Genomic DNA, 24,987 nt, shown 5'->3' with positions numbered 1-24,987 from the left:
GGGCTGAGGCCAGGGCCTGACTCAGGTGACCCACTGAAGGGACTCGGCTTCGACCGGGTTCCTGTAGGGGGCGTCGTCGCGCTGGGCGCGGAGCAGGGCGGCCTTGGAGGCGAAGTAGAAGGCGGACGGGCGATCCGGGTCGCCGGCGAAGACCAGCGGCAGGTGCGGGCTGCGGCCTTCCAGCCGCTCCAGTATGGCCACGTCCTGACGCAGGAAGGTCCGGCCCCAGGCCGACAGCAGCGGGCTGCCGAACCGCAGCGCGGCGACCGAGCAGAGGATCAGGTTACGGATCATGACGTCGCCTTCCGCCTGGGGGGTGACGGTCGTCAGATTGATCAGCTCGAACCCGCGGGCGGTGACGCGCTCAAGCCGGATCGAGGGCAGGCGGAACTCGATGCTGACCTTGCGGTCCTCGGACACCAAATCATAGGCGGGGGTGGAGGCGAAGGCGTCCGCTGCGACGGCGGTGAAGCCGAAGGGCGAGGGGCTGTAGCTCTTGGTCTTGGTGCGTCGCGCCTGGCTGCGCCACCACCAGGCGTTATGGATCATCGGCACATGGGCCGGGTCCAGCAGGCCCAGGACCGCCTGGTCATAGTCGGCGCGCGCGGGGGCCTCGGAATAGGCTATGAGGACCAGAGGAGACTCGGGCGGCGAAGGCAGGTCAGGCGGCGTCGCTGATCCGGCAGGACAGGCCCAGACCAGTCCGAACCGGTTGATCAGCCGCCAACCGCCGCACGCCGTCGTCTGGACGGCGTCCAGCGCCACCGTGGCGGGCAAGTCGATCCATTCGCCGTGAAGCTGAGCCCGCGAGGCGGTTCGGGTCTGTGCGGCGCGCACGGGATACCAGGCGTGGATTGGTGCGCCGAAGCGGCGGTCGCCCGGCTGGCGCGCCGTCAAACGCGCGCCGAGGTCGAGCAGGGGGGCTGGCGAGTCTGGGCCGTCGGAGACTGCGGGCCGCGTCTGGAGCGAAGTGGCCATGTGACGGAGGTCGCCTGTTGTCGCCCTGGGGCGTCGGCGCCGGAGAGCGGGCGCTCGGGGTCGCTGTCCTTTCGGTCACGGAGGAACTTGGGACGAATCGACACTAGCGGGGCTGTGATCACCCAACAAGGTTCGATTAGGCGACCCCGAACGGGCGGAGATCAGGCCGCCTTCAGCCCCTCCGCCACGGTGTAGGCGGCCTCGGTCTTGGCGGCGACCTCGTCCAGGGTGACGCCATCGGCCAGCTCGATCAGCTCCAGCCCCGCGCCGTCGGGCTTGACGTCGAAGGTGGCCAGGTCGGTGATGATGCGGCTGACCACGCCCGTGCCCGTCAGGGGAAGGGTGCAGGATTTCAACACCTTGGACTGACCATGCTTGTTGGCGTGTTCCATGACCACGACCACACGCTTGACGCCCGCGACCAAGTCCATGGCGCCGCCCATGCCCTTCACCAGCTTACCGGGGATCATCCAGTTGGCGATGTCGCCGTTCTGGGCCACCTCCATCGCGCCCAGGATCGACAGGTTGATGTGGCCGCCGCGGATCATGGCGAAGCTGTCGGCGCTGCTGAAGTAGGAGGACTCCGGGATCTCGGTGATCGTCTGTTTGCCGGCGTTGATCAGGTCGGGGTCCTCGTCGCCCTCATAGGGGAAGGGGCCCATGCCCAACATGCCGTTCTCGGATTGCAGGGTCACGGTCATGCCGGCGGGGATGTAGTTGGCGACCAGGGTCGGAATGCCGATGCCCAGGTTCACGTAGAAGCCGTCCTGCAGTTCCTGGGCGGCGCGTTCGGCCAGTTGTTCGCGGGTGCGAGCCATTACGACACTCCTCCTTGGGCTACCGCTTCGCGACTTGAGCCCGGCTCCCTCTGACGCACCGTCCGCTGTTCGATACGCTTCTCGGACACGGTCTGGACCAGGCGGTCGACATAGACGCCCGGCGTGTGGATGTGGTCGGGGTCGAGCGAGCCGACGGGGACGATCTCCTCTACCTCGACCACGGTGACCTTGCCGGCTGTGGCCATCATCGGATTGAAGTTGCGGGCGGTCTTGCGGAAGACGAGGTTGCCGCGCTCGTCAGCCTTCCAGGCCTTGACGATGGACAGGTCGGCGATCAGGCCGGTCTCCATCACATAGTCGCGGCCGTTGAAGTTGCGGACCTCCTTACCCTCGGCGACCAGGGTGCCGACGCCGGTGGCGGTGAAGAAGGCGGGGATGCCGGCCCCGCCGGCGCGGATACGCTCGGCCAGGGTGCCTTGCGGGTTGAACTCCAGCTCCAGTTCGCCGGCCAGGTACTGGCGCTCGAACTCCTTGTTCTCGCCGACGTAGGACGAGATCATCTTGGCGATCTGGCGGGTGCCGAGCAGCTGGCCCAGGCCGAAACCGTCCACGCCCGCATTGTTGGAGATGACCGTCAGGCCTTTGACGCCGCTGTCGCGCAGGGCTGCGATCAGGTTTTCGGGGATGCCGCACAGGCCGAAGCCGCCGGACATGACCGTCATGCCGTCGAAGGTCAGCCCCTCCAGCGCGGACGTGACGTCAGCGTAGATCTTTCCCATCGCTCTCCCTTTTCACCGTCTGATGAATATCGCGGCGTCTTCCGCTCATAGTCCGGAAGCGATCTTGCGGGCAAGCGGTCGCTGCGGCAATCGCGTCGCATCCGAATGTCGCGTCAAAGCGTATCCCTCGTGATCTGACGGGAGCGCCTGCATGAACCTGACCAATGTCGCCATTCGCCAGTTGCAGGACGCCCCTTTCCCGGACTTCGTCACTCGCCCGGCGATCGACAGCCTGGTCACGGAGGCGCGCAAGCGGCTGGATCGCGACGGTCCCCACGACCAGGCGGCCTTTGCGCGCGAGATGGCCGAACGCGCCATCGCCGAACATACGGAGGCGGCGAACGAGCAGCATTACGAACTGCCGCCCGAGTTCTTCAGCCTGTGCCTGGGCGAACGGCTGAAATATTCGTGCTGCCTGTATCCGACCGGATCGGAAAGCCTGGACCAGGCCGAGGTCGCCGCCCTGCTGGAGACCTGCGCTCACGCCGATCTGCAGGACGGCCAGACCATTCTGGAAATGGGCTGCGGCTGGGGCTCGCTGTCGCTGTGGATGGCCGAGACCTATCCCCGGGCGCGGATCACGGCGGTGTCGAACAGCCACGGCCAGCGGGGCCATATCGAGGCCCAGGCCCGTTCGCGGGGGCTGAGCAATCTGACGGTCGTGACCCAGGACATGAATCTGTTCGACACCGACCAGAGGTTCGACCGCATCGTCTCGGTCGAGATGTTCGAGCATATGGCCAACTGGCGCGCCCTGCTGACCAAGGCGAAGTCCTGGCTGAAGCCGGACGGGCGGATGTTCATCCATGTCTTCACCCACCGCGACGCCCCGTATCGGTTCGACCACACCGACAGCGGCGACTTCATCGCCCAGCATTTCTTCACCGGCGGGGTCATGCCCAGCCACGGTCTGATCCGGCAGTTCCCCGACCTGTTCGCGGTCGAGCAGGAATGGACCTGGAACGGCGGCCATTACGCCCGCACCGCCAATGACTGGCTGGCCAATATGGATCGCAACGCGGCCCGGATCGCCGTGCTGATGCGCGAGACCTATGGGGCGGACGCGAAGCTGTGGACCCGGCGCTGGCGGCGTTTCTATCTGGCGACCGCCGGTCTGTTCGGCAACGACGAGGGCCGCACCTGGGCGGTCAGCCACTATCGCCTGAAACCCGCCTGAGGAGTTTGTCGTGATCAAATATGTCTTCGCCTATCTGGGCGCCGGGATCACCTTTGCAGTGATCGACGCCGTCTGGCTGACCACCATGACCGACCGGTTCTACAAGCCCGTGCTGGGGCCGATCCTGGCCGAGAAGCCGGATATGAAGGCGGCCGTGCTGTTCTATCTGATCTCCATCGCGGGGACGGTCTTCCTGGCTATCGCGCCGGCCCTGAAGGACGGAAGCTGGACGCGGGCGGCGATCAATGGGGCGGCGCTGGGTTTCGTCGCCTACGCCACCTACGACCTGACCAATCAGGCGACGCTGGAGATTTGGCAGACCAAGCTGACCGTCGTCGATCTGATCTGGGGCACGGTCCTGACCACAGTGTCGGCGACCGGCGGCTATTTCGCGGCGCGCTGGGCAGAGGGGCGGTTCGGCTGAGGTCGCTGTCGTCGGGCTGTCTTTCGCCTGACACGGGACCGGCATGGCGCAGGCTGGGGTCGTTAAGCTATAGCTAACCCTGTTTTCGACGGGGGCGGCCTTGCGCGCAGGCATCAACGGATTGACGGCGGCCCTGGTCGTCGGGGTCGTGATCGGCCTGATGCTGACGCCGGACGGGCGCGGCTGGCTGCGCCATCCGACCCTGATGCTGGGCGGATCGGCCAACGCCTCGGCCAGTCCGCCGGCGGCGACCGCGCCGGTCGAGGCCCCGGCGTCCGCCCCGGTCGCGAAGGCGATGGTGACGCCGCTGAAGGCGCGCGCGGCCAGCGGGGCCTTGAGGATCGGGGTGATCGGGGATTCGATGGCGGACGGTCTGTGGACCGCCCTGTACCGCGACCTGAACGGCAAGGACGGGGTGACGGTCGCCAAGTTCAGCGAGGTCTCCACCGGTCTGTCGCGCTACGACTATGTGGACATTCAGGCCAAGACGGCGCGCCAGTTGCGCGAGACGCCGGTGGATGCGGCGGTGGTGATGTTCGGGACCAATGACGCCCAGGGCATCAGTCTGGACGGGGTGATCCATGACTTCGGCACGCCGGGCTGGAAGGCGGCCTACGCCAAGCGGATCGACGATCTGGTCGGCCTGCTGCGGGCTAATGACGTGGCCGTCTATTGGGTCGGTCTGCCCAAGATGAAGCGGGCCGGGTTCGACGCCAAGATGACGATCATCAACGCCGTGGCGCGTGAGCGGATGACGGCCCTGGGCGTGCCCCTGATCGAGACGACCGGCGTCACCGCCGATACGGCGGGCGAGTACGCGGCCTATCTGCCCGGCGCCAACGGGCGGCCGCAGCTGATGCGGGCCAATGACGGGATTCACATGACCATGGCCGGCTATCGCCGCATCGGCGCGCCGGTGGCGGAGCGGCTGAAGCGCGACACGGGTCTGGATGCGGCGGCGGCTCAACCGCAGACGACCGGCTGACCATGAGCCTGGGGGCCGTGGGGGCGGCGGTGCTGATGCTGGGGATGCAGAGCGGGACCGAGGTTCCCTATGCGCCCATGCCCGCGCCGGCGCCGGGGGCGTCGATCTGTCCCGAGGGCGTCTGCGGCGTGGAGGCGCTGGAGGGGGTGTTCGAGGCCTTAGCGGCGACCGAGGCGGGAGAGCGAGACCGGCCCGTCCACATCCTGCAGATCGGCGACAGCCACACCGCCGGGGACCGGATCACCGGCGCCCTGCGCGCGCGGTTGCAGGCGCGGTTCGGGGCCGGCGGGCGCGGGATGTTGCCGCCCGGCGTGCCCTATGCCGGCTATGCGCCGATGCAGGTCGAGGCGACGGCCAGCGACTGGCCGGTAACGGTCGCGGCCCCTGGCGGGTCGGGGAGTACGCCAGGCTTGCAGGCCGGGCTGGCGGGGGCGGTTGCACGGCTGGGCGGGCAGGCGAGCCTGACCCTGAGTGCAGAGGGCGGCGCGGCCTTTGACCGGATCGGTGTGTGCGGCGACGGCGGACCCGAGGCGGGCGGGGTGACGATGACCACGCCGCACGAGACACAAGAGGCGGACTTCCGGGCACCTGAACGGGCGCCGTTGTGCTGGATGGGGCGTTTGGCGCAGCCGGTCCAGACGGTCACCCTGAGGCCGAGAGGGGAGGCGACCCTGTATGACGTCTGGACCGAGCGGCGAGGGACGGGGATCGTCGTGTCCAACCTGGGGGTGATCGGGGCGACGCTGCGGGATCTGGCGGTTCGGGATGACGCCGTCGTGGGCGTGGAACTGGCGGCGTGGCGACCGTCGCTGATCATCCTAGCCTATGGGGTCAATGATGGATTTGAGGAGGGTGTGGAGGCCGAGTCCTACGCCGCCCTGCTGCGGGGGCAGATCGCGCGGCTGCGGCGGCTGGCGCCGGGGGCGTCGCTGCTGATCCTGGGGGCGCCGGATGGATTGAAGTCCGGGCTGAAGTCCGGTCAGGCGAGCGGTTGCGGCGCGGACGGATCGCGCGCCGCCCCGGCCTCGCTGGCGGTGGTGCGGGATGTGCAGCGCCGGCTGGCGGGCGAGGCGGGCGTCGCCTTCTGGGACTGGTACGGACGCATGGGGGGCGACTGTTCGGCGGAGCGGCTGGCGACCAGCCCTGAGCCCTATATGCGGCCCGACCGGGTGCATTTCACCTCCCTCGGGGCGGAGTGGATCGGCGGGGTGTTGAGCGACGATTTGACCGGGGCTTATGATCGCTGGAAGGCGGCGAAGGGGGAGGGGGACTGATGCTGTTTCCGACCCTGGCCTTCGCGGTCTTCTTCCTGTTCGTCTATCTGGTCAGCTGGAGCCTGGATCGCGAGAACGGGCGGCGCAAACTGTTCCTGCTGCTGGCCAGCTGGTTCTTCTACGCCCAGTGGGACTGGCGGTTCGTCGGCCTGTTGATCGCCTCTGCCGTGCTGAACTGGGGTGTGGCGGCCTTGATCGCGCGGAGCGACCGGGCGGGGCGGCGCAAACTGTGGGTCGGCCTGGGCGTCGCGGCCAATCTGACCATCCTGGGCTTCTTCAAATATTACGGCTTCTTCGTCGAACAGGCCGTTGATCTGCTGGCGCAATTCGGGTGGGAGCGTGACCTGCCGCTGTTGCAGGTGGTGCTGCCGGTGGGGATTAGCTTCTTCACCTTCCAGGGCATCAGCTATGTGGTCGACGTCTATCGCGGCAAGACGGCGCCGGCCGAGAGCCTGTTGGACGTCATGCTGCTGATGAGCTTCTTCCCGCACCTGGTGGCGGGGCCCATCGTGCGGGCCTCGGACCTGTTGCCCCAGTTCGCGCGCGTGCCCCGTCTGACGCGCGAGATGGCGACCCATGGGCTGCTGCTGATCGTCTGGGGCCTGTTCAAGAAGACGGTGATCGCGTCCGAGCTGGCGACGCGGCTGGTGGATCCGGTCTTCTTCGATCCGTCAGCCTATGGGGCGATCGACATCGCGGCGGCGGTCTATGCCTATGCGGTCCAGATCTATTGCGACTTCTCGGCCTATTCGGACATGGCCATCGGGATCGCGGCCCTGCTGGGCTATTCCTTCCCGCGCAACTTCGACCAGCCGTACCGGGCGGCCTCGATGCAGGCCTTCTGGCGGCGGTGGCATATCAGCCTGTCCAGCTGGCTGCGCGACTATCTGTATGTGCCGCTGGGCGGGGGACGGAAGGGGCTGTGGTCGTCGTGCCTCAATGTGATGATCACCATGCTGCTGGGCGGGCTGTGGCACGGGGCGGCCTGGACCTTCGTGGCCTGGGGCGCGCTGCACGGCGGGGCGCAGGTGGTGGAGCGGTTGGGGCGGGCGGTGGTCAAGGATCGCAAGGTCATACCCACCTGGCTGGGCGTCCTGATCACCTTCCACGTTGTCTGTCTGGGGTGGATTCTGTTCCGGGCTGAGACCTTTGACCTGGCCATGCAGATGCTGGTCGGACTGGGGCGGTTCGAAGCGTTCCGCCTGGTGACGCCCTTCGTGCTTGTGCTGATCGTCGGCGGGCTGGCCATGCATTGGCTGCCGCCGCGCGCGGTCGAGGGCCTGGCCGAGCGGCTGAAGACGGCGCCGTCGCCGACCCTGGGCGTGCTGATCGGGGTGGCGATCCTGCTGGTCGAGGCGATGCGGCCCGAGGGCGTGGCGCCCTTTATCTATTTCCAGTTCTGAGGCGTTGATCCGACGATGAGCGATCCCACGGACCCGGTCGATCCCTTCCCGACGCAGGCGCACCCGCCGGTGTCGCCGTTTCCGCCTCTGGATCAACCGGCGGCGGCTGATCCGTCCAGCGACTGGATCGGCGGCGCCGACGCCCATGATCTGCCGACGCGCGAGAACGCCCTGGTCGCCCTGGGCCGGTTCGCCTTTCCCCCGGCGCCGGCTCTGGACGAAGAAGGCGAGGCGTCGCGGGCGCGACGCTGGACCAGCCAGACCCTGTTCGTGGTCTGCGCCTTCCTGATGATCTTCAATGCGGGGTCTTTGCAGAACTGGGCGCGACAGCAGCCGCCGGGCTGGGGCCAGTCCACGGTCGATAAGCTCGCGACAGTCTGGGTGGATCAGCTGGCGCTGCTGGGCGCGAACCTGCCGGTGCAGGGCCTGCGAGACGCCTGGCGCGACGCGCAGGCGGTTCAGTTCGACGGCGTGGCCGAGGATCGCTCCTAGGCCGCAGGCCTCGAAACCGCACCGGCCGAGCCGATACGGTTTCGAGGGTGGGACGAGTCTTAGTTGACCGTCGCCTTGACGATCTTGCCCGGCGCGCGGGGCGGCTCGCCCTTGGGCAGGGCGTCGACGTGTTCCATGCCGGATTCGACTTCGCCCCAGACCGTGTACTGGCGGTCCAGGAAGGTGGCGTCGTCCAGGCAGATGAAGAACTGCGAGTTGGCGCTGTTGGGATCCGAGGTGCGGGCCATCGAGCAGACGCCGCGCTTGTGCGGCTCGGCCGAGAACTCGGCCTTCAGGTTCGGCTTCTTGGAGCCCGAGGTGCCGGTGCCGGTCGGGTCGCCGCCCTGGGCCATGAAGCCGGCGATCACGCGGTGGAAGACGACGCCGTCATAAAAGCCTTCCGAGGCCAGTTCGGTGATGCGTTCGACGTGGCCGGGGGCCAGGTCGGAGCGCAGCTTGATGACCACGTCGCGGGCTTCGCCGTCGCCGGTGTCCAGGGTGAAGGTCAGGGTTTCGGCCATTTCGGTCGTCCTTTTGGGGGTTGATTTGAGGCGGGACATAGCCCGCAACGCCGGTCGGGGCTATGTGGGAACGATGAGTGAAGACGAAAAGCCCCAAGAACGCCGCCGGATGGTCAAACCGCCTACGGGCGGCACCGCCGCCGGGCGCGGCATGGGCACCAAAATGAAGACGGCCGACACCAAGTCGATGTCGAGCCAGCAATGGATCAAGCGCCAGCTGGCCGATAAATGGTCCGAGAAGGCGCGGGCCGAGGGTTGGCGTTCGCGCGCGGCCTTCAAGCTGATCGAGATCGACGACAAATTCCACCTGATCAAGCGCGGCAGCAAGGTCATCGACCTGGGCGCGGCGCCGGGCGGCTGGATCCAGGTGGCGGTCAATCGCGGAGCCGGCGCCGTGGCGGGCGTGGACCTGCTGATGATCGAGCCGATCCCGGGCTCGACCCTGTTACAGGCCGACTTCACCCATCCGGGCGTGGACCAGCAGCTGATTGACGCCATCGGCGGGGCGCCGGACCTGGTGCTGTCGGACATGGCGCACAATACGGTCGGCCACCGCCAGACGGACCACCTGAAGATCATCGCCCTGATCGAGATCGCCGCCGACTTCGCCATCCGTACCCTGAAGCCGGGCGGGAATTTCGTGTCAAAGAACTTCCAGGGCGGCGACGCCGGCGGGGTTCTGGCGCGACTGCGCGAGGAGTTCGAGACGGTCAAATACGTCAAGCCGGCGTCCAGCCGGAAGGACAGCGCCGAGGTGTTTCTGGTGGCGCTGAACAAGCGTTGAGGCGGTTGCGGGGCGGAGGACTGAGCGTTTGTCCGAACACCCCGCAAGCGTAGCCATAAAGCCACTTTGAACGACCATCTGCATGTCAAATGTTGCTGTCATGAAATCCGGATGAAGCGGTAGCAGCGCCGTCATGGCGCGCCGTTAGCGGGGCCTCGGCGCAATCTGCGCTGACAGCGGGGCTGACATGATTTCCAATCGCTTCCTTTCGGGCGCGTCGCTTCTGACGCTGGCCCTCTTCATGGTTCCGGGCGTCGCCGCTGCGCAAGACGCCGCCGTCGCCATGGCCACGGCCGACACCCAGGTTTCCGAGATCGACGAGATCGTCGTCTTCGGTCGCGGCCAGACGCGCCAGCAGGCCTCGGTCAACGCCGACGCCATCGCCATCGAGGCGCCCGGCAGCAGCCCGCTGAAGGCGATCGAACGCCTGCCCGGCGTCAGCTTCCAATCGGCCGACGCCTTCGGCGCCTATGAATGGTCGGCGCGCATCACCCTGCGCAGCTTCAACCAGAACCAGCTCGGCTTCACCCTGGACGGCGTGCCGTTGGGCGACATGAGCTACGGCAACCACAACGGCCTGCATATTTCGCGCGCCATCATCTCCGAAAACGTCGCCCGTGTGGACGTGGCCCAGGGATCGGGCGCGCTGGGCACCGCCTCGAGCAGCAATTTGGGCGGCACGGTCCAGTTCATCAGCCGGGCCCCGACGACCGACTTCGGCGTCGATGTCTCGGGCGCCTTCGGCAGCGACGACACCCTGCGCGGCTTCGTGCGTCTGGACAGCGGAGCCCTGGGTTCGGCCGGCACGCGCCTGTCGGTGTCCTACGCCGACCAAAGCGCCGACAAGTGGAAGGGCGTGGGCGAGCAGAAGCAGCAGCAGATCAACGCCAGCTTCCTCCAACCGCTCGGCGCCGGCGAACTGCGCGGCTTCATCAATCATTCCGAGCGTCGTGAGAACGACTACCAGGACATGTCGCTGGGCATGATCGACCGCCTGGGTCGTGACTGGGACAATATCTCGGGCGACTACGCCCTGGCGGTCCGGGTCGCCGACATCTACCAGGCCAATCCGGCCGGCGACTGCACCACCAACGCCTATCCCAGCCCGATCGCCTGCGTCGATGACGCCTATTATGACGCCGCGGGCCTGCGCGACGACACCATCGGCGCCGTGACGCTGGACTATCCGATCACCGACATGCTGCGCGTCTCGCTGACCGGCTATGGCCACACGAACAAGGGGCAGGGCCTGTGGTGGACGCCCTATGTGCCGACGCCCGTCGGCGCCAAGGGACAGGACGGTGCAACCATCGCCAGCCCCGGCCCCATCGCTGTCCGCACCACCGAATATGACATCGACCGCAAGGGCGCGATCGGTTCGGTGACGCTGGACCTGGCCGCGCACAGCATCGAGGCCGGCTTCTGGGTCGAGGATAACGACTTCAACCAGGCTCGCCGTTACTACGGCCTGAGCCGCAGCGGCGACGGCGGCCGGGACTCGCTCGAGTTCCAGGAGAACCCCTTCTTCACCGAGTGGGAATACAGCTACAACACCAAGACGACCAACCTGTACCTGCAGGATACCTGGTCGATCACCGAAGCCCTGACGGTGAACGCCGGCTTCAAGTCGCTGAAGGTCGAAAACGAAGCCAGCACCGTCGTCGGCGCCAACAAGACTGGCTCGATCAAGGCGGAAGACAACTTCCTGCCGCAGGTCGGGGTCAGCTATGACCTGAACGCTGACCATCAGCTGTTCGCCTCCTATGCCGAGAATATGCGGGCGTTCGAGTCCTCGAACACCGGCGGACCTTTCTCGGCATCCGCTGCCGGTTTCAGCGCGCTGAAGAATACGCTGGAGCCGGAAAGCTCGCGCACGATCGAGGCCGGCTGGCGTTTCCGCTTCGACGGGGGGCTGCAAGGCTCGGTGGCGGCCTATGACGTCGAGTTCGAGAACCGTCTGCTGACCGTCGCCCTGGGCGCCCCGATCCTGGGCCTGGGCAACGGCATCCAGAACGTCGGCGCTGTGAAGAGCCGTGGGTTCGAGGCCGCCGCCCTGTGGAACTTCGCCTCCGACTGGTCGGCCTTCGGCTCCTACAGCTACAACGACTCGACCTATCAGGACGATGTCCGCGACGGCGCCGGCGTCCTGGTCGCTGCGACGGCCGGCAAGCGCACCGTCGCCACGCCGGAAAACCTGTTCCGCGCCGAGCTGTCCTATGACAACGGCGCGGTGTTCGGGACCCTGGCCGCCGCCTACACCGGCGAGCGTTTCTCGTCCTATCTGAACGACGAGAAGGCCGACGCCTACACCACGGTCGAACTGACCGCCGGTTATCGCTTCGACGGCATGGGCGGTTGGCTGGACGGGACGCAGGTCCAGGTCAACGTCGTCAACCTGATGGACGAGGACTATATCTCGACGGTCGGGTCCGGCGGCTTCCAGAACAGCGCGGGTCGTCAGACCTTCCTGCCGGGCGCACCCCGTCAGGTGTTCGCCAGCATCCGTCGCCGCTTCTAAGTCCTATAGGGAAGGGGATGCGCCTTCGGGCGCGTCCCCCGATCCTGTATTTACGCCGTCGCCGGCTGCCGGCTCGCGCGGCGTTGTTCGATACGCGTCCAGATGCGGTCGTGGACGGTGAAGAAGACAGTCTGGACCAGGGGTTCGATGGTGCCGATGGCCAGGGCCGTGCGGAGGTCCTGGGTCAGGGCGTAGGCCACCGCCACCGCGACGGCGAAATGCATGACGCCATAGGTCACGGTCTTGACCGCCACCTGTTTGAACGACCGGGGCAGGGCGTGGCTGTGGCCGTGCCCATGGCCGTGGTGGTCGTGGACGCGGGTCTGTTCGTCCGGCGACATGATGTCGAGCCGGGCGGTGAAGGCCTCGGCCGCCTCTTCGATGTTCGACGCCATGCGGCGGCGTTCGACCCTGTGCCAGACGCGGTCGTGGATCGAATAGGCGATGGTCTGGAAGAAGGGTTCGACCATGCCGACCGCCAAGGCGATGCGCCAGTCGCGGGTGATGGCGAAGGCCACTAGGACGGCCACCACAAGGTGCATGACGCCATAGCTGGCGATCTTCAAAGCCAGTTTGCGCGCGGTGCTGAGGATGACGCCGACCATGTTGCAAGAATGGTCATTGGCCCTCTCGGTTGCAAACCAATAAAATCTATCGGGTCCATAAGCCGCAAGACCCTTGCCGTAGCCCCCCGCACCCCGTTATACGCGGCCCGCAAAACGGAGACTCCCTATGGAGATACGCGAAGGACTGACCTTCGATGATGTTTTGCTCGAACCCGGCCCGTCCGAGTTCATGCCGGCGATGGTCGATGTCTCGACCCAGCTGACACGCGACATCAAACTGAACATCCCGCTGCTGTCGTCCGCCATGGACACGGTGACGGAACACCGCCTGGCCATCGCCATGGCCCAGTCCGGCGGCCTGGGCGTGCTTCACCGCAACATGACCATCGAGGAGCAGGCCGATCAGGTCCGCGCCGTGAAGCGTTATGAAAGCGGCATGGTGGTCAATCCTGTGACCGTCGGCCCGCAGACGACCCTGGGCGAGGTCCGCGAGATCGTCGCCGCCAAAAAGATCACCGGCTTCCCCGTCGTCGATCCGGCCACCGGCAAGCTGGTCGGCATGCTGACCCACCGGGACATGCGGTTCGAGAACGACCTGAACCTGTCGGCCGCCTCGCTGATGACCACGGGCGACCTGATCACGGTGCGCGAGGGCGCCGGCAAGGAAGAGGCGCGCCAACTGCTGAAGACCCGCAAGATCGAACGGGTCATCGTGGTGGACGAGGATTATCGGGCCGTCGGCTTGATCACCATGAAGGACATCGAGAAGGCCCAGGCCTTCCCCCATGCGGCCAAGGACGACCAGGGTCGTCTGCTGGTCGGCGCCGCCTCGACCGTCGGCGACGCCGGCTATGAGCGGGCCATGGCCCTGGCCGACGCGGGCGTGGACGTGGTGGTGATCGACACCGCCCACGGCCACTCGGCCTCGGTCGCCCAGGTGGTCGAGCGGATCAAGCGCGAGAACAACCGGCTGCAGATCATCGCCGGCAACGTCGCCACCTATGACGCGACGCGGGCCCTGATCGACGCGGGCGCGGATGCGGTCAAGGTCGGCATCGGCCCGGGCTCCATCTGCACCACCCGGATCGTCGCGGGCGTGGGCGTGCCGCAGCTGACGGCCGTGATGGACTCCGCTCGGGCCGCGCGCGGCACGGGCGCCTCGGTCATCGCCGACGGCGGGATCAAATATTCGGGCGACCTTGCCAAGGCCATCGCGGCCGGCGCGAACGTGGCCATGATGGGCTCGATGTTCGCCGGCACCGACGAAAGTCCCGGCGAGGTCTTCCTGTACCAGGGCCGGTCCTACAAGTCGTATCGCGGCATGGGTTCGGTCGGCGCCATGGCGCGCGGCTCGGCCGATCGCTACTTCCAGAAGGAAGTCTCGTCCGAGAAGCTGGTGCCCGAGGGCATCGAGGGCCAGACGCCGTACAAGGGGCCGATTTCACCGGTCCTGCACCAACTGATCGGGGGGCTGCGCGCCTCGATGGGCTATGTGGGGGCCGGCACCATCGCCGACTTCCAGGAGCGCGCCCGCTTCGTGCGCATCACCGGCGCCGGCCTGCGGGAGAGCCACGTCCATGACGTGATGATCACGCGCGAGGCGCCGAACTACAGACAGGGATAAGGGCCATGACGACCGAACTGACCTATCTGGCGCTGACGCTGGTTCTGGCCCTGGTGCAGATCTTCCTGCCCGCCGGGGCCCGGACGGCCGAGTTCGGTTCGAAATGGAATGCAGGGCCGCGCGACCAGACGCCGACATCGGTTCGACCGCTGACCGGTCGTCTGGAGCGCGCCCAGGCCAATCTGTATGAAACCCTGCCGCTGTTCATCGGCGCCGTCCTGGTCGCCCATCTGATCCAGGCCTCCGGTCCCCTGACCGTGTGGGGGACGGCCCTCTATTTCTGGGCGCGCGTCGTCTATCTGCCCCTCTACGCCCTTGGCGTTCCCTATATCCGGTCGCTGGTCTGGCTGGTCTCGCTCGCGGGACTGGTCATGGTGCTGGCGGCCCTGTTCCTGACCTGAAAGTCCGCATTGACCCCAGCTGCCCGTCTCGCCGCCGCCGCCTCCGTCCTGGACTCCATGGCCCAGGGCCGCCAACCGGCGGAAACCGTCCTGAAGGCCTGGGGGGCCGCCAACCGATACGCCGGGTCCAAGGATCGGCGGGCCATCGCCGATCATGTCTACAAGGTGCTGCGCGCACGCGGCCGACTGTCGTGGATCATGGGCGGTCGCGAGGATGGCCGGGCTCTGGTGATCGGTTCGCTGCACGCCATTGACGGCCTGTCGGTGGAAGAGATCGAGGCCCTGCACTCGGGCGACGGCTATGGCCCCCGGCCTCTTTCGAAGCAGGAACGCAGCCGCATCACCGCCGCGCCGGGTGAACTGCCCGGCTGGGTCGCGGCCGGGCTGCCCGAGTTCGTGGTCGAGGATTTCAAGGCCACGTTCGGCGACCGCTGGGCCGAAGAGGCCCACGCCCTGATGGCGCCCCGCGCGCCCATCGACCTGCGGGTCAATGGCGCGACCGCCACCGTGGACGATGTCGAGGCCGAACTGCGGGCCGCCGGTCTGGAGGTTTTGCGCGCGCCCTGGTCGATCTGGGGCCTGCGCGTGCCGTCGGAGCCGCCGCCCAATATCCAGGCCCTGGACGGGTTCAAGGCCGGCAAGTTCGAGATTCAGGACGAAGGCAGCCAGGTTGTCTGCTGGCTGGCCGGGGCTGAACCGGGCACGACCGTTGTGGACTATTGCGCCGGCGGCGGCGGCAAGACCCTGGGTCTGGCCCAGGCCATGACGGGGCAGGGTAAGCTGATCGCCTCCGATGTGGTCAACAAGCGGCTGGAGAACATCCGCCCCCGCCTGCAACGCGCGGGCGTTGAGGCCGAGCTGGTGCTGATCGGCCAGAACGGCGGCGGGCTGGAAGCCGTCAACGGCCAGGCCGATCTGGTCTTCGTCGACGCCCCCTGCTCGGGTTCGGGCACCTGGCGGCGTCGGCCGGAGGACGCCTGGCGGCTGACGACCGAAGAGGTCGAGAAGCTGCACGCCCTTCAGGTCCGTATCCTGAGCCAGGCGACCAAGCTGGTGAAGCCGGGCGGCCGTCTGGTCTATGTCACCTGTTCGATGCTGGCGCGCGAGAACGAGGCCAGCGCCGACGCCTTCGAGGCCGCCAACCCCGACTTCCGCCCGGTCGCCGTCGCCGATGTCCTGTCGGCCCCGCAACTGACCGAGGCCGCGCGGGCCAAGTTCGCCGAACTGGCGTCCGGCGCGCGTCTGCGTCTGTCGCCGGCGACCGCAGACACCGACGGCTTCTTCGCCGCCGTCTATCAGCGCGCCGCCTGATGGGGTCTGGGCTGGCGCGGCACGGCGAGGTTTCAGTCCTCTACGTCATGGCTGCGCCCGCCGAGTATGGCGACCATCTGCGCGCCCGCATACAGCCCCTGATGACCGGCGTCGGCCCGGTGGAAGCCGCCGTCGCCCTGACCGCCGCCCTGGCGCGGCTGGAGGCGGCCGGTCGTCTGCCGGACCTGATCGTGTCGCTGGGCTCGTGCGGGTCGCGGGTGCTGGAGCACGCCTGCGTCTATCAGGCCGCGTCGGTCGCCTATCGCGATATGGACGCCAGCGCCCTGGGCTTCCCCAAGGGCGTGACGCCGCTGCTGGACCAGCCTGCGGTCCTGCCCCTGCCGTGCCCCATCCCCGGCGTGCCGACCGCCACTCTGTCGACCGGGGCCAATGTCGTCTCCGGCGCCGCCTATGACGCCATCGAGGCCGAGATGGTGGACATGGAGACCTGGGCCCTGGTCCGGTCGGCCCAGACCTTCGGTGTGCCCCTGGTCGCTCTACGCGGCGTGTCGGACGGCCGCGCCGAGCTGAAGGCGCTGGAGGACTGGACCTCGACCCTGCATCACGTGGACGAGAACTTGGCCGCCGCCCTGGACCGTCTGATCGTCGTGCTGGAGGCCGACGGCCTCGCCGCCCTTGAAATCCCGGCCGCACAAGGCCAAGACCCCGCGCAACTCTCCCCGGATTCGATCACGCCATGACCACGCCTCAAGACCACCAGAAGGTCCTCATCGTCGACTTCGGCAGCCAGGTGACGCAGCTGATCGCGCGCCGCCTGCGCGAGGCCAGCGTCTATTGCGAGATCCATCCGTTCCAGAAGGCCGAGGCGGCGCTGGTGGGGATGAAGCCGGCGGCCATCATCCTGTCGGGCGGTCCCGAGAGCGTGCACGAAGAGGGCAGCCCCCGGGCGCCCCAGGCCGTGTTTGAGGCCGGGGTGCCGGTCCTGGGCATCTGCTACGGCGAGATGACCATGTGCGAACAGCTGGGCGGCAAGGTCGAGGGCGGCCATACCCGCGAGTTCGGCCGCGCCGAGATCACCGTCGAGAAGGCCTCGCCCCTGCTGGCCGACCTGGCCCCGGTCGGCGCGGAGGAGACGGTCTGGATGAGCCACGGCGACAAGATCGTCGCCATCCCCGAGGGCTTCGACGTCGTGGCCTCGTCCGCCGGTTCGCCCTATGCCGTCATCGCCGACGAGACCCGCCGTTTTTACGGCGTGCAGTTCCACCCCGAGGTGATGCACACCCCGCGCGGCCACCAGATGCTGAAGAACTTCACCCACGGCATCGCGGGCTTGAAGGGCGACTGGACCATGGCCGCCTATCGCGACGAGAAGATCGCCCAGATCCGCGAACAGGTCGGTTCGGCCAAGGTCATCTGCGGCCTGTCCGGCGGGGTCGATTCCTCGGTCGCGGCCGTGCTGATCCACGAGGCTATCGGCGACCAGCTGACCTGCGTCTTCGTGGACACCGGCCTGCTGCGCAAGGACGAGGCGAAACAGGTGACCACCCTGTTCCGCGAGCACTACAATATCCCGCTGATCCACGTGGACGCCTCGCAGGACTTCCTGGGCGAGTTGGCCGGAATCTCGGATCCGGAGACCAAGCGCAAGACCATCGGCCGACTGTTCATCGAGGTGTTCGACCGCGAGTCCGCCAAGATCGAAGGCGCCGAATTCCTGGCCCAGGGCACCCTCTATCCCGACGTCATCGAGAGCGTCTCCTCATCCAGCGGCAAGGCCCACGTCATCAAGAGCCACCATAATGTCGGCGGCCTGCCCGACTATATGAAGTTGAAACTGGTCGAGCCCCTGCGCGAACTGTTCAAGGACGAGGTCCGCGCCCTGGGCCGCGAGCTGGGCCTGACCGACGCTTTCGTAGGACGCCACCCCTTCCCCGGACCGGGCCTGGCCATCCGCATCCCCGGCGAGATCACGCCCGAGGCCGTCGAGACCCTGCAACAGGCCGACGCCATCTATCTGGACGAGATCCGCAAGGCGGGCCTGTACGACCAGATCTGGCAGGCCTTCGCCGTCCTGCTGCCGGTCAAGACCGTCGGCGTCATGGGCGACGCTCGCACTTACGAAAAGGTCCTGGCCCTGCGCGCCGTCTCCTCCACCGACGGCATGACCGCCGACTTCTACCAATTCCCCTGGGACGTCCTGGCAAAGACCGCGACGCGGATCATCAACGAGGTCCGCGGCGTGAACCGGGTCGTCTATGACGTGACGTCGAAACCGCCGGGGACCATCGAGTGGGAATAGTCCGGACCTTTCGGCAGCATTCGGGATCGCTTCCGAAACGTCCTCTAAGCCGCTGACAACATTGTGAATTCTGTCGAGACCCTTCGAAGCCATTCGGTGGGTCTTTCTTCGTTTTGTCGGACTGGCCGACGGTATGCCGCTGCATTGATCTGGCGGACTCGGGCTCATACCGTCCTGACATCCGGCCACGCCCTGACGGTATTCATTCTCAGCAAGTCATTGAAGATTTGAGAGAAAGTTCGTGGTGGCGCGGTCGATTTTAAGGACCCACAGCCGAAGGCGATTGTACCGTGCTAACTGACACTGCACTGAAGAATTTACGTCCAAAAGCAAGGGCTTACAAGAGTACCGACAGGGACGGCATGTACGTCTACGTCTCGACGGGCGGCGCAGTCTCATTCCGCTACGACTATCGGTTCAACGGCCGTCGGGAGACGGTGACGCTTGGCCGATACGGCCGGGCCGGACTGACGCTGGCGCAGGCCCGCGAGCGGCTCATCGAGGTGAAGAAGGCGATCGCCGACGGGGTATCCCCCGCCGTTGAAAAGCAGCGCGCCAAACGTCGCCTCAAGGAGGCACGCGATTTCGCACAGGTCGCCCAGGGCTGGATGGACCGCGCGCCGATGGCGGACAGCACCCGCGACATGCGCCGGGCGATTTTCAATCGGGACATCCTTCCGAAGTGGAAGAACCGCCTGCTGAGCGAGATCACGCCTGACGACTTGCGGGCGCACTGCAAGGCGATCGTGGACCGCGGGGCGCCTGCGACGGCGATCCACGTCCGGGATATCGTCAAGCAGATCTACGGCTGGGCCATCCTCCACGGCGAGAAGATCGACAACCCGGCAGATGACGTGGGCCCGGCGTCCATCGCGACCTTCCGACCGCGCGACCGCTCGCTCACCCCCGCCGAAATCCGGATCATGCTGATGCTTCTGGGTGAGGTGGCGACCCTGCCGACCATCAGGCTCGGCCTGAAGTTCATCCTGCTCAGCATGGTTCGAAAGAGCGAACTCCAGGACGGAGTGTGGACCGAGGTCGATTTCGACAATGCGGTCTGGTCGATCCCGGCGGCGCGCATGAAGCGCTCACGCCCTCACAACGTCTACCTCTCCACCCAAATGCTGGACATCCTGGTCGCCCTGAAGACCTGCGCCGGCAACTCGAAATACATCCTGCCGTCGCGCTACGACGCCGATGCGCCGATGTCGCGGGCGACCTTCAACCGCGTCACCAGTGCGATCGCTGAGAAGGCCGGTAAGGGTGATCTCCCGCTCGAACCCTTCACCGTCCACGACCTGCGGCGGACGGCCTCGACCCTGCTGCATGAGATGGGTTTCAACTCGGACTGGATCGAGAAAGGGTTGGCTCACGAAGAACGATCCTCGCGCGGCGTCTACAACAAGGCGGAGTTCGAGACCCAGCGTCGGCACATGGCTCAGGAATGGTCGAACGCCGTCGACGCGTGGGAAGCGGGACGCGCCTATACCCCGGCGCTCGCCGCACCAGAGGTCAGCGCGCCGCGGTTCGATCCGAAATTCTGAAACGCATCCCAGAGATGCGAAGAGAAAATTGGTGGACCCGTGGACGCCGACGACCAGGGGGTGTTGTACTCCAATAGCGTCATGCGACACGGCGTCCTGAAACGCGCGGCGTGCTTATTCGCGGGACAGTGGCGACCGGGGCGGAGGGACGATGGCGTCCGGGGGTATGGGCGCCTATGTCCAGGGGAGAGGCGGGCCCGAACCATTCCGTTCAACGGTTTGAAGGTCCATTGTATCGGCTCAATCGATGAGATCAACCATGAGCGAAACCACCAACAAGGTCGTCCCCCTCCGTCCCGCCGCCACGCCTGAGACCTCGCGCAAGGTTCTGGAGAAGCGGTGGACCAAGGGCGTGATCGACCCGGGCTTCACCTTCGTCCCCTCGGTCCTGCTCCGAGCCCAGGCTCGCCTGCACATCAACGCCACCGAACTCGCGGTGCTGATGCACCTGATCGACCACTGGTGGGAGGACGAGGAGATGCCGTTCCCCTCGAAGCGCAGGCTGGCTGAACGCCTCAGCGTGTCGGACAAGACCGTCCAGCGCGCCATCAAACGCCTCGAAGACGAAGGTCTGGTCCGTCGGATCGTGCGTCGCCATTCCAGTGGAGGGCAGGCCAGCAACATCTATGACCTCAAGCCCCTGGTCGAGAAGCTGAAGCCGATCGCCAAGGACATGATCGACGCGCGCGACAAGGCCGCGGCCACCAAGCGCGCGGCCGTTCGGCCGGGACTGCGCAAGCGGTCGCCGGACCTGACCGGACTGTAGATCATGGCCGGGCCGTACTTTCCGCCGCTGGAGGTCGCGGGGCAGACGCTCGCGTTCGACCATCTCGAGCCCTTCGTGCTCGAGATGGCGACCCAGTCGCGTCCGAACGGCGTGAAGATCGATGTCCGGTTCAGCAACCACTGCTTCAGCGAAACCTTCGATGCCGCCCGGCACGACGACAACGCGGTGGCGGTCTGGGACGGCCCGAGGCGGCGCGTCTTCTGTCCGATCCGCTACGGGCTGTCGCAAGCGCTGCCGCATATCCTGAAAGGTCTGCCGACCGCGCATGTCTATCAGACCCCGGAGGCGAACTTCCTGCGGATCGGTGTGCGCAACGACGGCGGAGCAGGGGACTACAGGGTCTTCTTCAGGGTTAAGCGCGGCGCCGGCGCCGGCATCGATCTCAAGCTCTTCGTGGAAAGCGCCTACAGCCCTGAACCGGCGCAGGCGCTCGCCATCGCCCACATGAGCAAGGTTCGCTTCGCCGTGCTGGTCGACAAGACGCTGAAGGGCGAGAAGCTGAAGTTTCACCGGAAAAGATAAGGGCGCCCGGAGGCGCCCTTATCAGAAGTCACTCGGTAGCCGCTTCCGGGACCGAAATCCCTATCTCGCTCACGCGTGGACCTCCGAAGAGGCGGGTGAGGCTGTTTCAACCGATCTGGCCTCGGGAGGACATATAAGCCCCGGGGGTGAAGAAATCAATGATCAGCCCTGGACGCCGCTGTCCCGGTCTCCGGGTCAGAACCGTCCCCGGATGAAGCATTCTATGACCATCTCGCTGATTTCTGAAGCGCACCCCGGCTCACAGGTGCGGCCGGGCCGCGCCCGGCCCGTCGTGGACCGGGCGTGTTCGGCGCAGGCGCACATCCGGGGCCTTGGCCGCCGTGACGGGGGTGCGGCGGCGTTTCTCCAGCCAGGCCTGCACCTCCGACAGATCCCAGACCACGCATCGCGGCGTCAGCCGGAAGCGTTTGGGGAACTCCCCGCGCTGCTCCATTTCCCAGATGGTGCTGTCTGCGAGCGGCACCATCTGGCGCAGTTCCGGCTTTTTGATCGTTCGCGGCAGGGGCGAATGGGTCTGTCCCATGGAGCATCTCCTTGTTCCGGCCGATTCGAACCGAAAGATGCTGGAGGGTGAACACGCAGGCCTGCGGTGGCAGGCTTACGTGTACTCAGCGCCGGTTTCGCAGGCGCTGGCCGACGGAGCTCGCTCGCTTGAAGGCCTGGAAGTAGACCTTGGCCATGCCCTTGAGGGGGTCGGCTCCAAGCGCCGCGCGGCCCGCGAGGTGACGCAGGACGAACATATTGGCTTGCTTCTCGACCGCGGTCATCTGCGAGTCCCCCGCCGTCTCCGGCAGGATGTGATCCTCATGCAGATGGCGCTCCAGGTCGGCCTTGAGAGGCTGAAGTTCGGCAGGCGGGTTGCGGCCATAGAGCTGCGCGGCGAGGCCGGCGATCAGGTCGGCGATTTGAAGCGTCGGATTGTCATGCGACTGGCCGAACCGGATCGGCCCCCCGAGATTGAGCCTGGCGCTGACCACGCGGTTGCCGCCATGCAGGGGGAATGCCTCATCGCGACCGATGAAGCCGTCGAACGTCGAGGCGATGCCCTGCAGCGGCTTGGAGTCGTCGCATAGCACCTCGATCTGCTGATGCTTGGGGCCGAAACCGTTGACGAGGAGCGACATCAGCGCGGTCGAAGTCAGGTCCAGCACCCATTTGGCGTACTCGGCGTCGTCCTTCAGGTGCTCGGTGCGCGCCTTGATCCGCTCGGAATAGCCCCGCGCGAACCGCAACACCTCGCCAAGGACCCGCGCATCCGCCGGCGCCTCTCCGGTCGCGGCGAAGACCGCAGGGGCGTCTGCGGGATCGAAACTCCGCATGAACGTCTCGAGCTGCAAGGCGAGATCCTCGGCCGGTCCACCGGCGGTCGCGATGCTTCGATAGACGGCTCCCGCAACCAGCCGATGAAGCCCGTGACGGTAAAAGAGCAGGCTGTTGTCCTCGAGCACAGGCTCCATGAGGTACTCGAACACCTTGCCCGCGAACGCCAGCCGCTTGTCCGCGACGAGGAAGCTGTAACGGCCCTCCATCCGGGACAGCACGAGGCCGGCGATCTCGGGCCAGTCCTTCCGCTTCCTGAGTCCGGACGCCTTCAGTTCGGCGGCCTGGATGACCGGCTTGCGACCGTCGCGGATCTCCGCGATCAGCTGATTGGCCTCCTCGATGGACAGTTCGACCGCCGCATAGGCGAAGACCGGCTGGTCGTCCCGTAGCAGATTGGGGCCGGTGAAGCCGGACTCATCGAAGGATATCAGGGTGGGGGATGACAGGGCGTGGTCCTCGAAGTTCGCGCCGCCGCTTTCCGCCTGCAAGCGGAGGCGAGAGCCTCAATGTGCGAGTGAAGCTCTGCTTTGGTCGGAAGTCGAGAGCGTGTCATGCCTCCGGACCCGTCCGGCCATCGACGCGAGAGGACGAGACATGACGATCACCTTCGACGCCGATGATGTCGCCTATTTCGATGAGGTCCACGGGCGCCGCTCCGAAGCGCTTTGCCCGAAGCCGCTCCAGGTCGTGTTTCGCGATGGTGATGCGGCGCGCCCCAACGACTGTCATGCCAACGCTGTGCGCTGGGCGGCGCAGACGCCGGACGCGATCCCGGTCCACGGCTGGTTGATCGAGGCGCAGGACGCGTTCCAGCTCCACATCGTCGCCCATTCCGTCGTTGCAGACGAGCATGGACGACTGATCGACGTGACGCCGATGCCGATCGCTTCGCCGCGGTTCATTCCTCACCGCGGGACAGGCGACGCCTTCTTCAGGCTCCTTCCTCGCTGCAACAGGGTGTCGTGGCCAGTGATCGACACGCTCACGTTCATGACGGTCGACCTTGACGACGGAACGCACGGTCCCGCGGGCGTCCAGAGCTAAGGGCTCCGCCCTCGCGCCGGCCAGGGTGAAGCGGCTGCGCCGCCGGACCGGCCGGTCTCCCCGACCTTCCGCGCCGGCGACGGGTGGCATGTTCCAATGACGGACAGGCTTGTGCAGGTCGGGCGATCCCCCTCCGGCCGGTCCGCCCTGGCCCTTGCTACCCCGGTCTCGCCGACGGGCAGGGTTTCAGGCGCGCAGTTCGCGTGCCTGCAACCCATGCCCAAAGGAGGCAGAGACATGACTGCTCAATCCATCGAAACCGCCGCGACCGAGGCGAATGTGCCGGTGCACGGTGCGGAGGTGATCGTGCCGTTGAACCGGCTCAAGGCCTCGCCGAAGAATGCGAGGAAGACGCCGCACAGCCCCTCGACCATCGAGGCCTTCGCGGCCTCCATCAAGGCCAAGGGGGTGTTGCAGCCTCCTGTGGTCGAGGTCGAGCGGGACGGGGAGGGCGCGCCGACCGGGAACTACCTCGTCACCATCGGCGAGGGGCGGCGGCAGGCGCTGCGCCTGCTAGCCAAGCGCAAGGCGATCAAACGCACCCATCCGGTCCGGGTCATCGTGGACTCCGACAACGACGCCCATGAGATCAGTCTCGACGAGAACGTCACCCGCGAGGCCATGCATCCCGCCGACCAGTTCGAGGCCTTTCAGCGGCTGGCCGCCGAGAAGGGCTACGGACCGGAGGAGATCGGCGCCCGGTTCGGGGTGTCCGCTCACGTGGTGCGCCAGCGGCTGCGGCTCGGGTCGGCGGCGCCGGAACTGATGGCGGCCTACCGGGAGGGCGCCTTGGCGCTGGACCAGCTGACCGCCTTCTGCGTCAGCGAGGACCGGGACCGGCAGCGGCAGGTGCTGGAGCAGATCGGGCCGCACACCCCGGCCTACGCCATCCGCCGCGCCATGACCGAGGCCAAGGTCCGGGTCGATGACCGGCGGGTCCGTTTCGTCGGCGTCGAGGCCTATGAGGCCGAAGGCGGGGCGGTGCTGCGTGACCTGTTCACCGAAGACGGCGGCGGCTGGCTGGAGGACGCCGCCCTGCTCGACCGGCTGGTCGCCGACAAGCTGGCCGGGCTGGCCGACGAGGCGCGCGAGCGCGAGGGCTGGAAATGGTCCGAGGCCTGTCTGGACTATCCCGACGTGTCGGCGTTCGGGCGGGTCTATCCGGTCGCGGTCGAGCGGTCCGAGGCGGACGCCGCAGAGATCGCGGTCCTGTCCGAGGAATACGACCGTCTCGTTTCGGAAACCGACGCGGCGGAGATGCTGCCGCCGGAGGTGGACGCCCGGCTGGAGGAACTCGACAAGGCCTTGCAGGCCTTCGGCCCGGACTTCGACTACACGCCCGAGGCCAGGGCGCGGGCCGGGGTCGTGGTCCTGCTCGGCCACTACGGTCTGGCCCGCTTCGAGCGCGGGCTGGTGCGGGCCGAGGACGCGGTGGTGGTCGCCGAGCCGCCGCCGCCGTTCGAGGATGGC

Annotated in this window: 25 protein-coding genes; 18 read left to right on the top strand and 7 right to left on the bottom strand. The window is 66.9% G+C overall.

All coding sequences use genetic code 11. From position 1 onward, the window contains the following. Positions 1–21 precede the first annotated feature (21 nt). From Q7J26_RS01255 to Q7J26_RS01245, 3 genes are all read right to left on the bottom strand, one after another. On the bottom strand, positions 22–978 hold the full coding sequence (locus tag Q7J26_RS01255; protein WP_304934701.1) for a hypothetical protein: 957 nt from the start codon (positions 976–978) through the stop codon (positions 22–24). A 161-nt stretch (positions 979–1,139) separates the two neighbouring features. Further along, positions 1,140–1,796 carry a 3-oxoacid CoA-transferase subunit B gene (locus Q7J26_RS01250; protein WP_271164097.1) on the bottom strand — a complete coding sequence of 219 codons (657 nt, stop codon included), beginning with the start codon at positions 1,794–1,796 and terminating at the stop codon, positions 1,140–1,142. Beyond that, entirely contained in the window at positions 1,796–2,536 is a 741-nt protein-coding gene (locus tag Q7J26_RS01245) for a CoA transferase subunit A (RefSeq protein WP_304934700.1), read from the bottom strand. The genes Q7J26_RS01250 and Q7J26_RS01245 overlap by 1 nt, the downstream gene beginning before the upstream one ends. A gap of 151 nt (positions 2,537–2,687) precedes the next feature. On the opposite strand from Q7J26_RS01245, the gene Q7J26_RS01240 reads away from it, so the two are divergent. The 6 genes from Q7J26_RS01240 (at position 2,688) to Q7J26_RS01215 (ending at position 8,291) form a co-directional block, all read left to right on the top strand. Beyond that, on the top strand, positions 2,688–3,713 hold the full coding sequence (locus tag Q7J26_RS01240) for a cyclopropane-fatty-acyl-phospholipid synthase family protein (protein ID WP_304934699.1): 1,026 nt from the start codon (positions 2,688–2,690) through the stop codon (positions 3,711–3,713). A 10-nt stretch (positions 3,714–3,723) separates the two neighbouring features. Further along, positions 3,724–4,137 (top strand): DUF2177 family protein, encoded by a 414-nt coding sequence (locus Q7J26_RS01235; RefSeq protein ID WP_304934698.1) that lies wholly within the window; start codon positions 3,724–3,726, stop codon positions 4,135–4,137. A gap of 100 nt (positions 4,138–4,237) precedes the next feature. Then, a complete protein-coding gene (locus tag Q7J26_RS01230; protein WP_304934697.1) occupies positions 4,238–5,122 on the top strand; it encodes a DUF459 domain-containing protein in 885 nt (294 codons plus the stop codon). Positions 5,123–5,124: 2 nt separating this feature from the next. Continuing rightward, positions 5,125–6,396, top strand: coding sequence for a GDSL-type esterase/lipase family protein (locus tag Q7J26_RS01225; protein ID WP_304934696.1), 1,272 nt, complete (start codon positions 5,125–5,127; stop codon positions 6,394–6,396). After that, positions 6,396–7,799, top strand: coding sequence for an MBOAT family protein (locus Q7J26_RS01220; RefSeq protein ID WP_304934695.1), 1,404 nt, complete (start codon positions 6,396–6,398; stop codon positions 7,797–7,799). The genes Q7J26_RS01225 and Q7J26_RS01220 overlap by 1 nt, the downstream gene beginning before the upstream one ends. A gap of 15 nt (positions 7,800–7,814) precedes the next feature. After that, positions 7,815–8,291 carry a hypothetical protein gene (locus Q7J26_RS01215; RefSeq protein ID WP_304934694.1) on the top strand — a complete coding sequence of 159 codons (477 nt, stop codon included), beginning with the start codon at positions 7,815–7,817 and terminating at the stop codon, positions 8,289–8,291. 59 nt (positions 8,292–8,350) lie between these two features. Here Q7J26_RS01215 and Q7J26_RS01210 read toward each other — a convergent pair whose 3' ends face one another. Beyond that, positions 8,351–8,812, bottom strand: a complete 462-nt coding sequence (locus Q7J26_RS01210) for a peptidylprolyl isomerase (RefSeq protein ID WP_135193159.1) — start codon at positions 8,810–8,812, stop codon at positions 8,351–8,353. Positions 8,813–8,885: 73 nt separating this feature from the next. On the opposite strand from Q7J26_RS01210, the gene Q7J26_RS01205 reads away from it, so the two are divergent. Next, positions 8,886–9,596 (top strand): RlmE family RNA methyltransferase, encoded by a 711-nt coding sequence (locus tag Q7J26_RS01205; RefSeq protein ID WP_304934693.1) that lies wholly within the window; start codon positions 8,886–8,888, stop codon positions 9,594–9,596. Positions 9,597–9,783: 187 nt separating this feature from the next. Beyond that, complete coding sequence (locus Q7J26_RS01200) at positions 9,784–12,114, top strand: TonB-dependent receptor domain-containing protein (RefSeq protein WP_304934692.1); 2,331 nt, start codon at positions 9,784–9,786, stop codon at positions 12,112–12,114. A gap of 50 nt (positions 12,115–12,164) precedes the next feature. On the opposite strand, the gene Q7J26_RS01195 is transcribed toward Q7J26_RS01200, so the two are convergent. After that, positions 12,165–12,719 carry a DUF2061 domain-containing protein gene (locus Q7J26_RS01195; RefSeq protein ID WP_304934691.1) on the bottom strand — a complete coding sequence of 185 codons (555 nt, stop codon included), beginning with the start codon at positions 12,717–12,719 and terminating at the stop codon, positions 12,165–12,167. 127 nt (positions 12,720–12,846) lie between these two features. Between Q7J26_RS01195 and guaB the strand changes: the two genes are divergently transcribed. From guaB to Q7J26_RS01155, 8 genes are all read left to right on the top strand, one after another. Next, on the top strand, positions 12,847–14,304 hold the full coding sequence (gene guaB / locus Q7J26_RS01190) for an IMP dehydrogenase (protein WP_304934690.1): 1,458 nt from the start codon (positions 12,847–12,849) through the stop codon (positions 14,302–14,304). 5 nt (positions 14,305–14,309) lie between these two features. Beyond that, positions 14,310–14,705 carry an MAPEG family protein gene (locus Q7J26_RS01185; RefSeq protein WP_304934689.1) on the top strand — a complete coding sequence of 132 codons (396 nt, stop codon included), beginning with the start codon at positions 14,310–14,312 and terminating at the stop codon, positions 14,703–14,705. 9 nt (positions 14,706–14,714) lie between these two features. Beyond that, entirely contained in the window at positions 14,715–16,016 is a 1,302-nt protein-coding gene (locus tag Q7J26_RS01180) for an RsmB/NOP family class I SAM-dependent RNA methyltransferase (RefSeq protein WP_304934688.1), read from the top strand. Continuing rightward, on the top strand, positions 16,016–16,717 hold the full coding sequence (locus tag Q7J26_RS01175) for a 5'-methylthioadenosine/S-adenosylhomocysteine nucleosidase (protein ID WP_304934687.1): 702 nt from the start codon (positions 16,016–16,018) through the stop codon (positions 16,715–16,717). Before Q7J26_RS01180 ends, Q7J26_RS01175 begins: the two co-directional genes overlap by 1 nt. Continuing rightward, a complete protein-coding gene (gene guaA / locus Q7J26_RS01170) occupies positions 16,714–18,276 on the top strand; it encodes a glutamine-hydrolyzing GMP synthase (RefSeq protein ID WP_304934686.1) in 1,563 nt (520 codons plus the stop codon). The genes Q7J26_RS01175 and guaA overlap by 4 nt, the downstream gene beginning before the upstream one ends. 290 nt (positions 18,277–18,566) lie before the next feature. Then, entirely contained in the window at positions 18,567–19,820 is a 1,254-nt protein-coding gene (locus Q7J26_RS01165; RefSeq protein ID WP_287902274.1) for a tyrosine-type recombinase/integrase, read from the top strand. A 259-nt stretch (positions 19,821–20,079) separates the two neighbouring features. Continuing rightward, positions 20,080–20,586: a helix-turn-helix domain-containing protein gene (locus Q7J26_RS01160; RefSeq protein ID WP_287902272.1), complete on the top strand. Its 507-nt coding sequence runs from the start codon at positions 20,080–20,082 to the stop codon at positions 20,584–20,586. A 3-nt stretch (positions 20,587–20,589) separates the two neighbouring features. Next, on the top strand, positions 20,590–21,129 hold the full coding sequence (locus Q7J26_RS01155; protein WP_013269055.1) for a hypothetical protein: 540 nt from the start codon (positions 20,590–20,592) through the stop codon (positions 21,127–21,129). Positions 21,130–21,388: 259 nt separating this feature from the next. On the opposite strand, the gene Q7J26_RS01150 is transcribed toward Q7J26_RS01155, so the two are convergent. Both Q7J26_RS01150 and Q7J26_RS01145 read right to left on the bottom strand, forming a co-directional pair. After that, entirely contained in the window at positions 21,389–21,673 is a 285-nt protein-coding gene (locus tag Q7J26_RS01150) for an AlpA family transcriptional regulator (protein ID WP_288757432.1), read from the bottom strand. An 85-nt stretch (positions 21,674–21,758) separates the two neighbouring features. Then, positions 21,759–22,961, bottom strand: coding sequence for a DUF3800 domain-containing protein (locus tag Q7J26_RS01145; protein WP_288757430.1), 1,203 nt, complete (start codon positions 22,959–22,961; stop codon positions 21,759–21,761). Positions 22,962–23,067: 106 nt separating this feature from the next. Between Q7J26_RS01145 and Q7J26_RS01140 the strand changes: the two genes are divergently transcribed. Together Q7J26_RS01140 and Q7J26_RS01135 are read left to right on the top strand one after the other, a co-directional pair. After that, entirely contained in the window at positions 23,068–23,517 is a 450-nt protein-coding gene (locus tag Q7J26_RS01140) for a hypothetical protein (protein ID WP_288757428.1), read from the top strand. A gap of 237 nt (positions 23,518–23,754) precedes the next feature. After that, positions 23,755–24,987, top strand: a 1,233-nt coding sequence (locus tag Q7J26_RS01135; protein WP_304934685.1) for a ParB/RepB/Spo0J family partition protein, incomplete at its 3' end; no start/stop codon positions are given.

It is taken from the genome of Brevundimonas sp., from assembly GCF_030656255.1.
GTDB lineage: Bacteria > Pseudomonadota > Alphaproteobacteria > Caulobacterales > Caulobacteraceae > Brevundimonas.
This window is presented reverse-complemented; position numbering and strand designations above follow the sequence as displayed.

What these genes read in the sequence shown, in the direction of transcription:
- Q7J26_RS01255 (WP_304934701.1), bottom strand. Translation starts at nt 978, where the DNA reads ATGGCCACTTCGCTCCAGACGCGGCCCGCAGTCTCCGACGGCCCAGAC.
- Q7J26_RS01250 (WP_271164097.1), bottom strand. Translation starts at nt 1,796, where the DNA reads ATGGCTCGCACCCGCGAACAACTGGCCGAACGCGCCGCCCAGGAACTG.
- Q7J26_RS01245 (WP_304934700.1), bottom strand. Translation starts at nt 2,536, where the DNA reads ATGGGAAAGATCTACGCTGACGTCACGTCCGCGCTGGAGGGGCTGACC.
- Q7J26_RS01240 (WP_304934699.1), top strand. Translation starts at nt 2,688, where the DNA reads ATGAACCTGACCAATGTCGCCATTCGCCAGTTGCAGGACGCCCCTTTC.
- Q7J26_RS01225 (WP_304934696.1), top strand. Translation starts at nt 5,125, where the DNA reads ATGAGCCTGGGGGCCGTGGGGGCGGCGGTGCTGATGCTGGGGATGCAG.
- Q7J26_RS01220 (WP_304934695.1), top strand. Translation starts at nt 6,396, where the DNA reads ATGCTGTTTCCGACCCTGGCCTTCGCGGTCTTCTTCCTGTTCGTCTAT.
- Q7J26_RS01215 (WP_304934694.1), top strand. Translation starts at nt 7,815, where the DNA reads ATGAGCGATCCCACGGACCCGGTCGATCCCTTCCCGACGCAGGCGCAC.
- Q7J26_RS01210 (WP_135193159.1), bottom strand. Translation starts at nt 8,812, where the DNA reads ATGGCCGAAACCCTGACCTTCACCCTGGACACCGGCGACGGCGAAGCC.
- Q7J26_RS01205 (WP_304934693.1), top strand. Translation starts at nt 8,886, where the DNA reads ATGAGTGAAGACGAAAAGCCCCAAGAACGCCGCCGGATGGTCAAACCG.
- Q7J26_RS01200 (WP_304934692.1), top strand. Translation starts at nt 9,784, where the DNA reads ATGATTTCCAATCGCTTCCTTTCGGGCGCGTCGCTTCTGACGCTGGCC.
- Q7J26_RS01195 (WP_304934691.1), bottom strand. Translation starts at nt 12,719, where the DNA reads ATGGTCGGCGTCATCCTCAGCACCGCGCGCAAACTGGCTTTGAAGATC.
- guaB (WP_304934690.1), top strand. Translation starts at nt 12,847, where the DNA reads ATGGAGATACGCGAAGGACTGACCTTCGATGATGTTTTGCTCGAACCC.
- Q7J26_RS01185 (WP_304934689.1), top strand. Translation starts at nt 14,310, where the DNA reads ATGACGACCGAACTGACCTATCTGGCGCTGACGCTGGTTCTGGCCCTG.
- Q7J26_RS01175 (WP_304934687.1), top strand. Translation starts at nt 16,016, where the DNA reads ATGGGGTCTGGGCTGGCGCGGCACGGCGAGGTTTCAGTCCTCTACGTC.
- guaA (WP_304934686.1), top strand. Translation starts at nt 16,714, where the DNA reads ATGACCACGCCTCAAGACCACCAGAAGGTCCTCATCGTCGACTTCGGC.
- Q7J26_RS01160 (WP_287902272.1), top strand. Translation starts at nt 20,080, where the DNA reads ATGAGCGAAACCACCAACAAGGTCGTCCCCCTCCGTCCCGCCGCCACG.
- Q7J26_RS01155 (WP_013269055.1), top strand. Translation starts at nt 20,590, where the DNA reads ATGGCCGGGCCGTACTTTCCGCCGCTGGAGGTCGCGGGGCAGACGCTC.
- Q7J26_RS01150 (WP_288757432.1), bottom strand. Translation starts at nt 21,673, where the DNA reads ATGGGACAGACCCATTCGCCCCTGCCGCGAACGATCAAAAAGCCGGAA.
- Q7J26_RS01140 (WP_288757428.1), top strand. Translation starts at nt 23,068, where the DNA reads ATGACGATCACCTTCGACGCCGATGATGTCGCCTATTTCGATGAGGTC.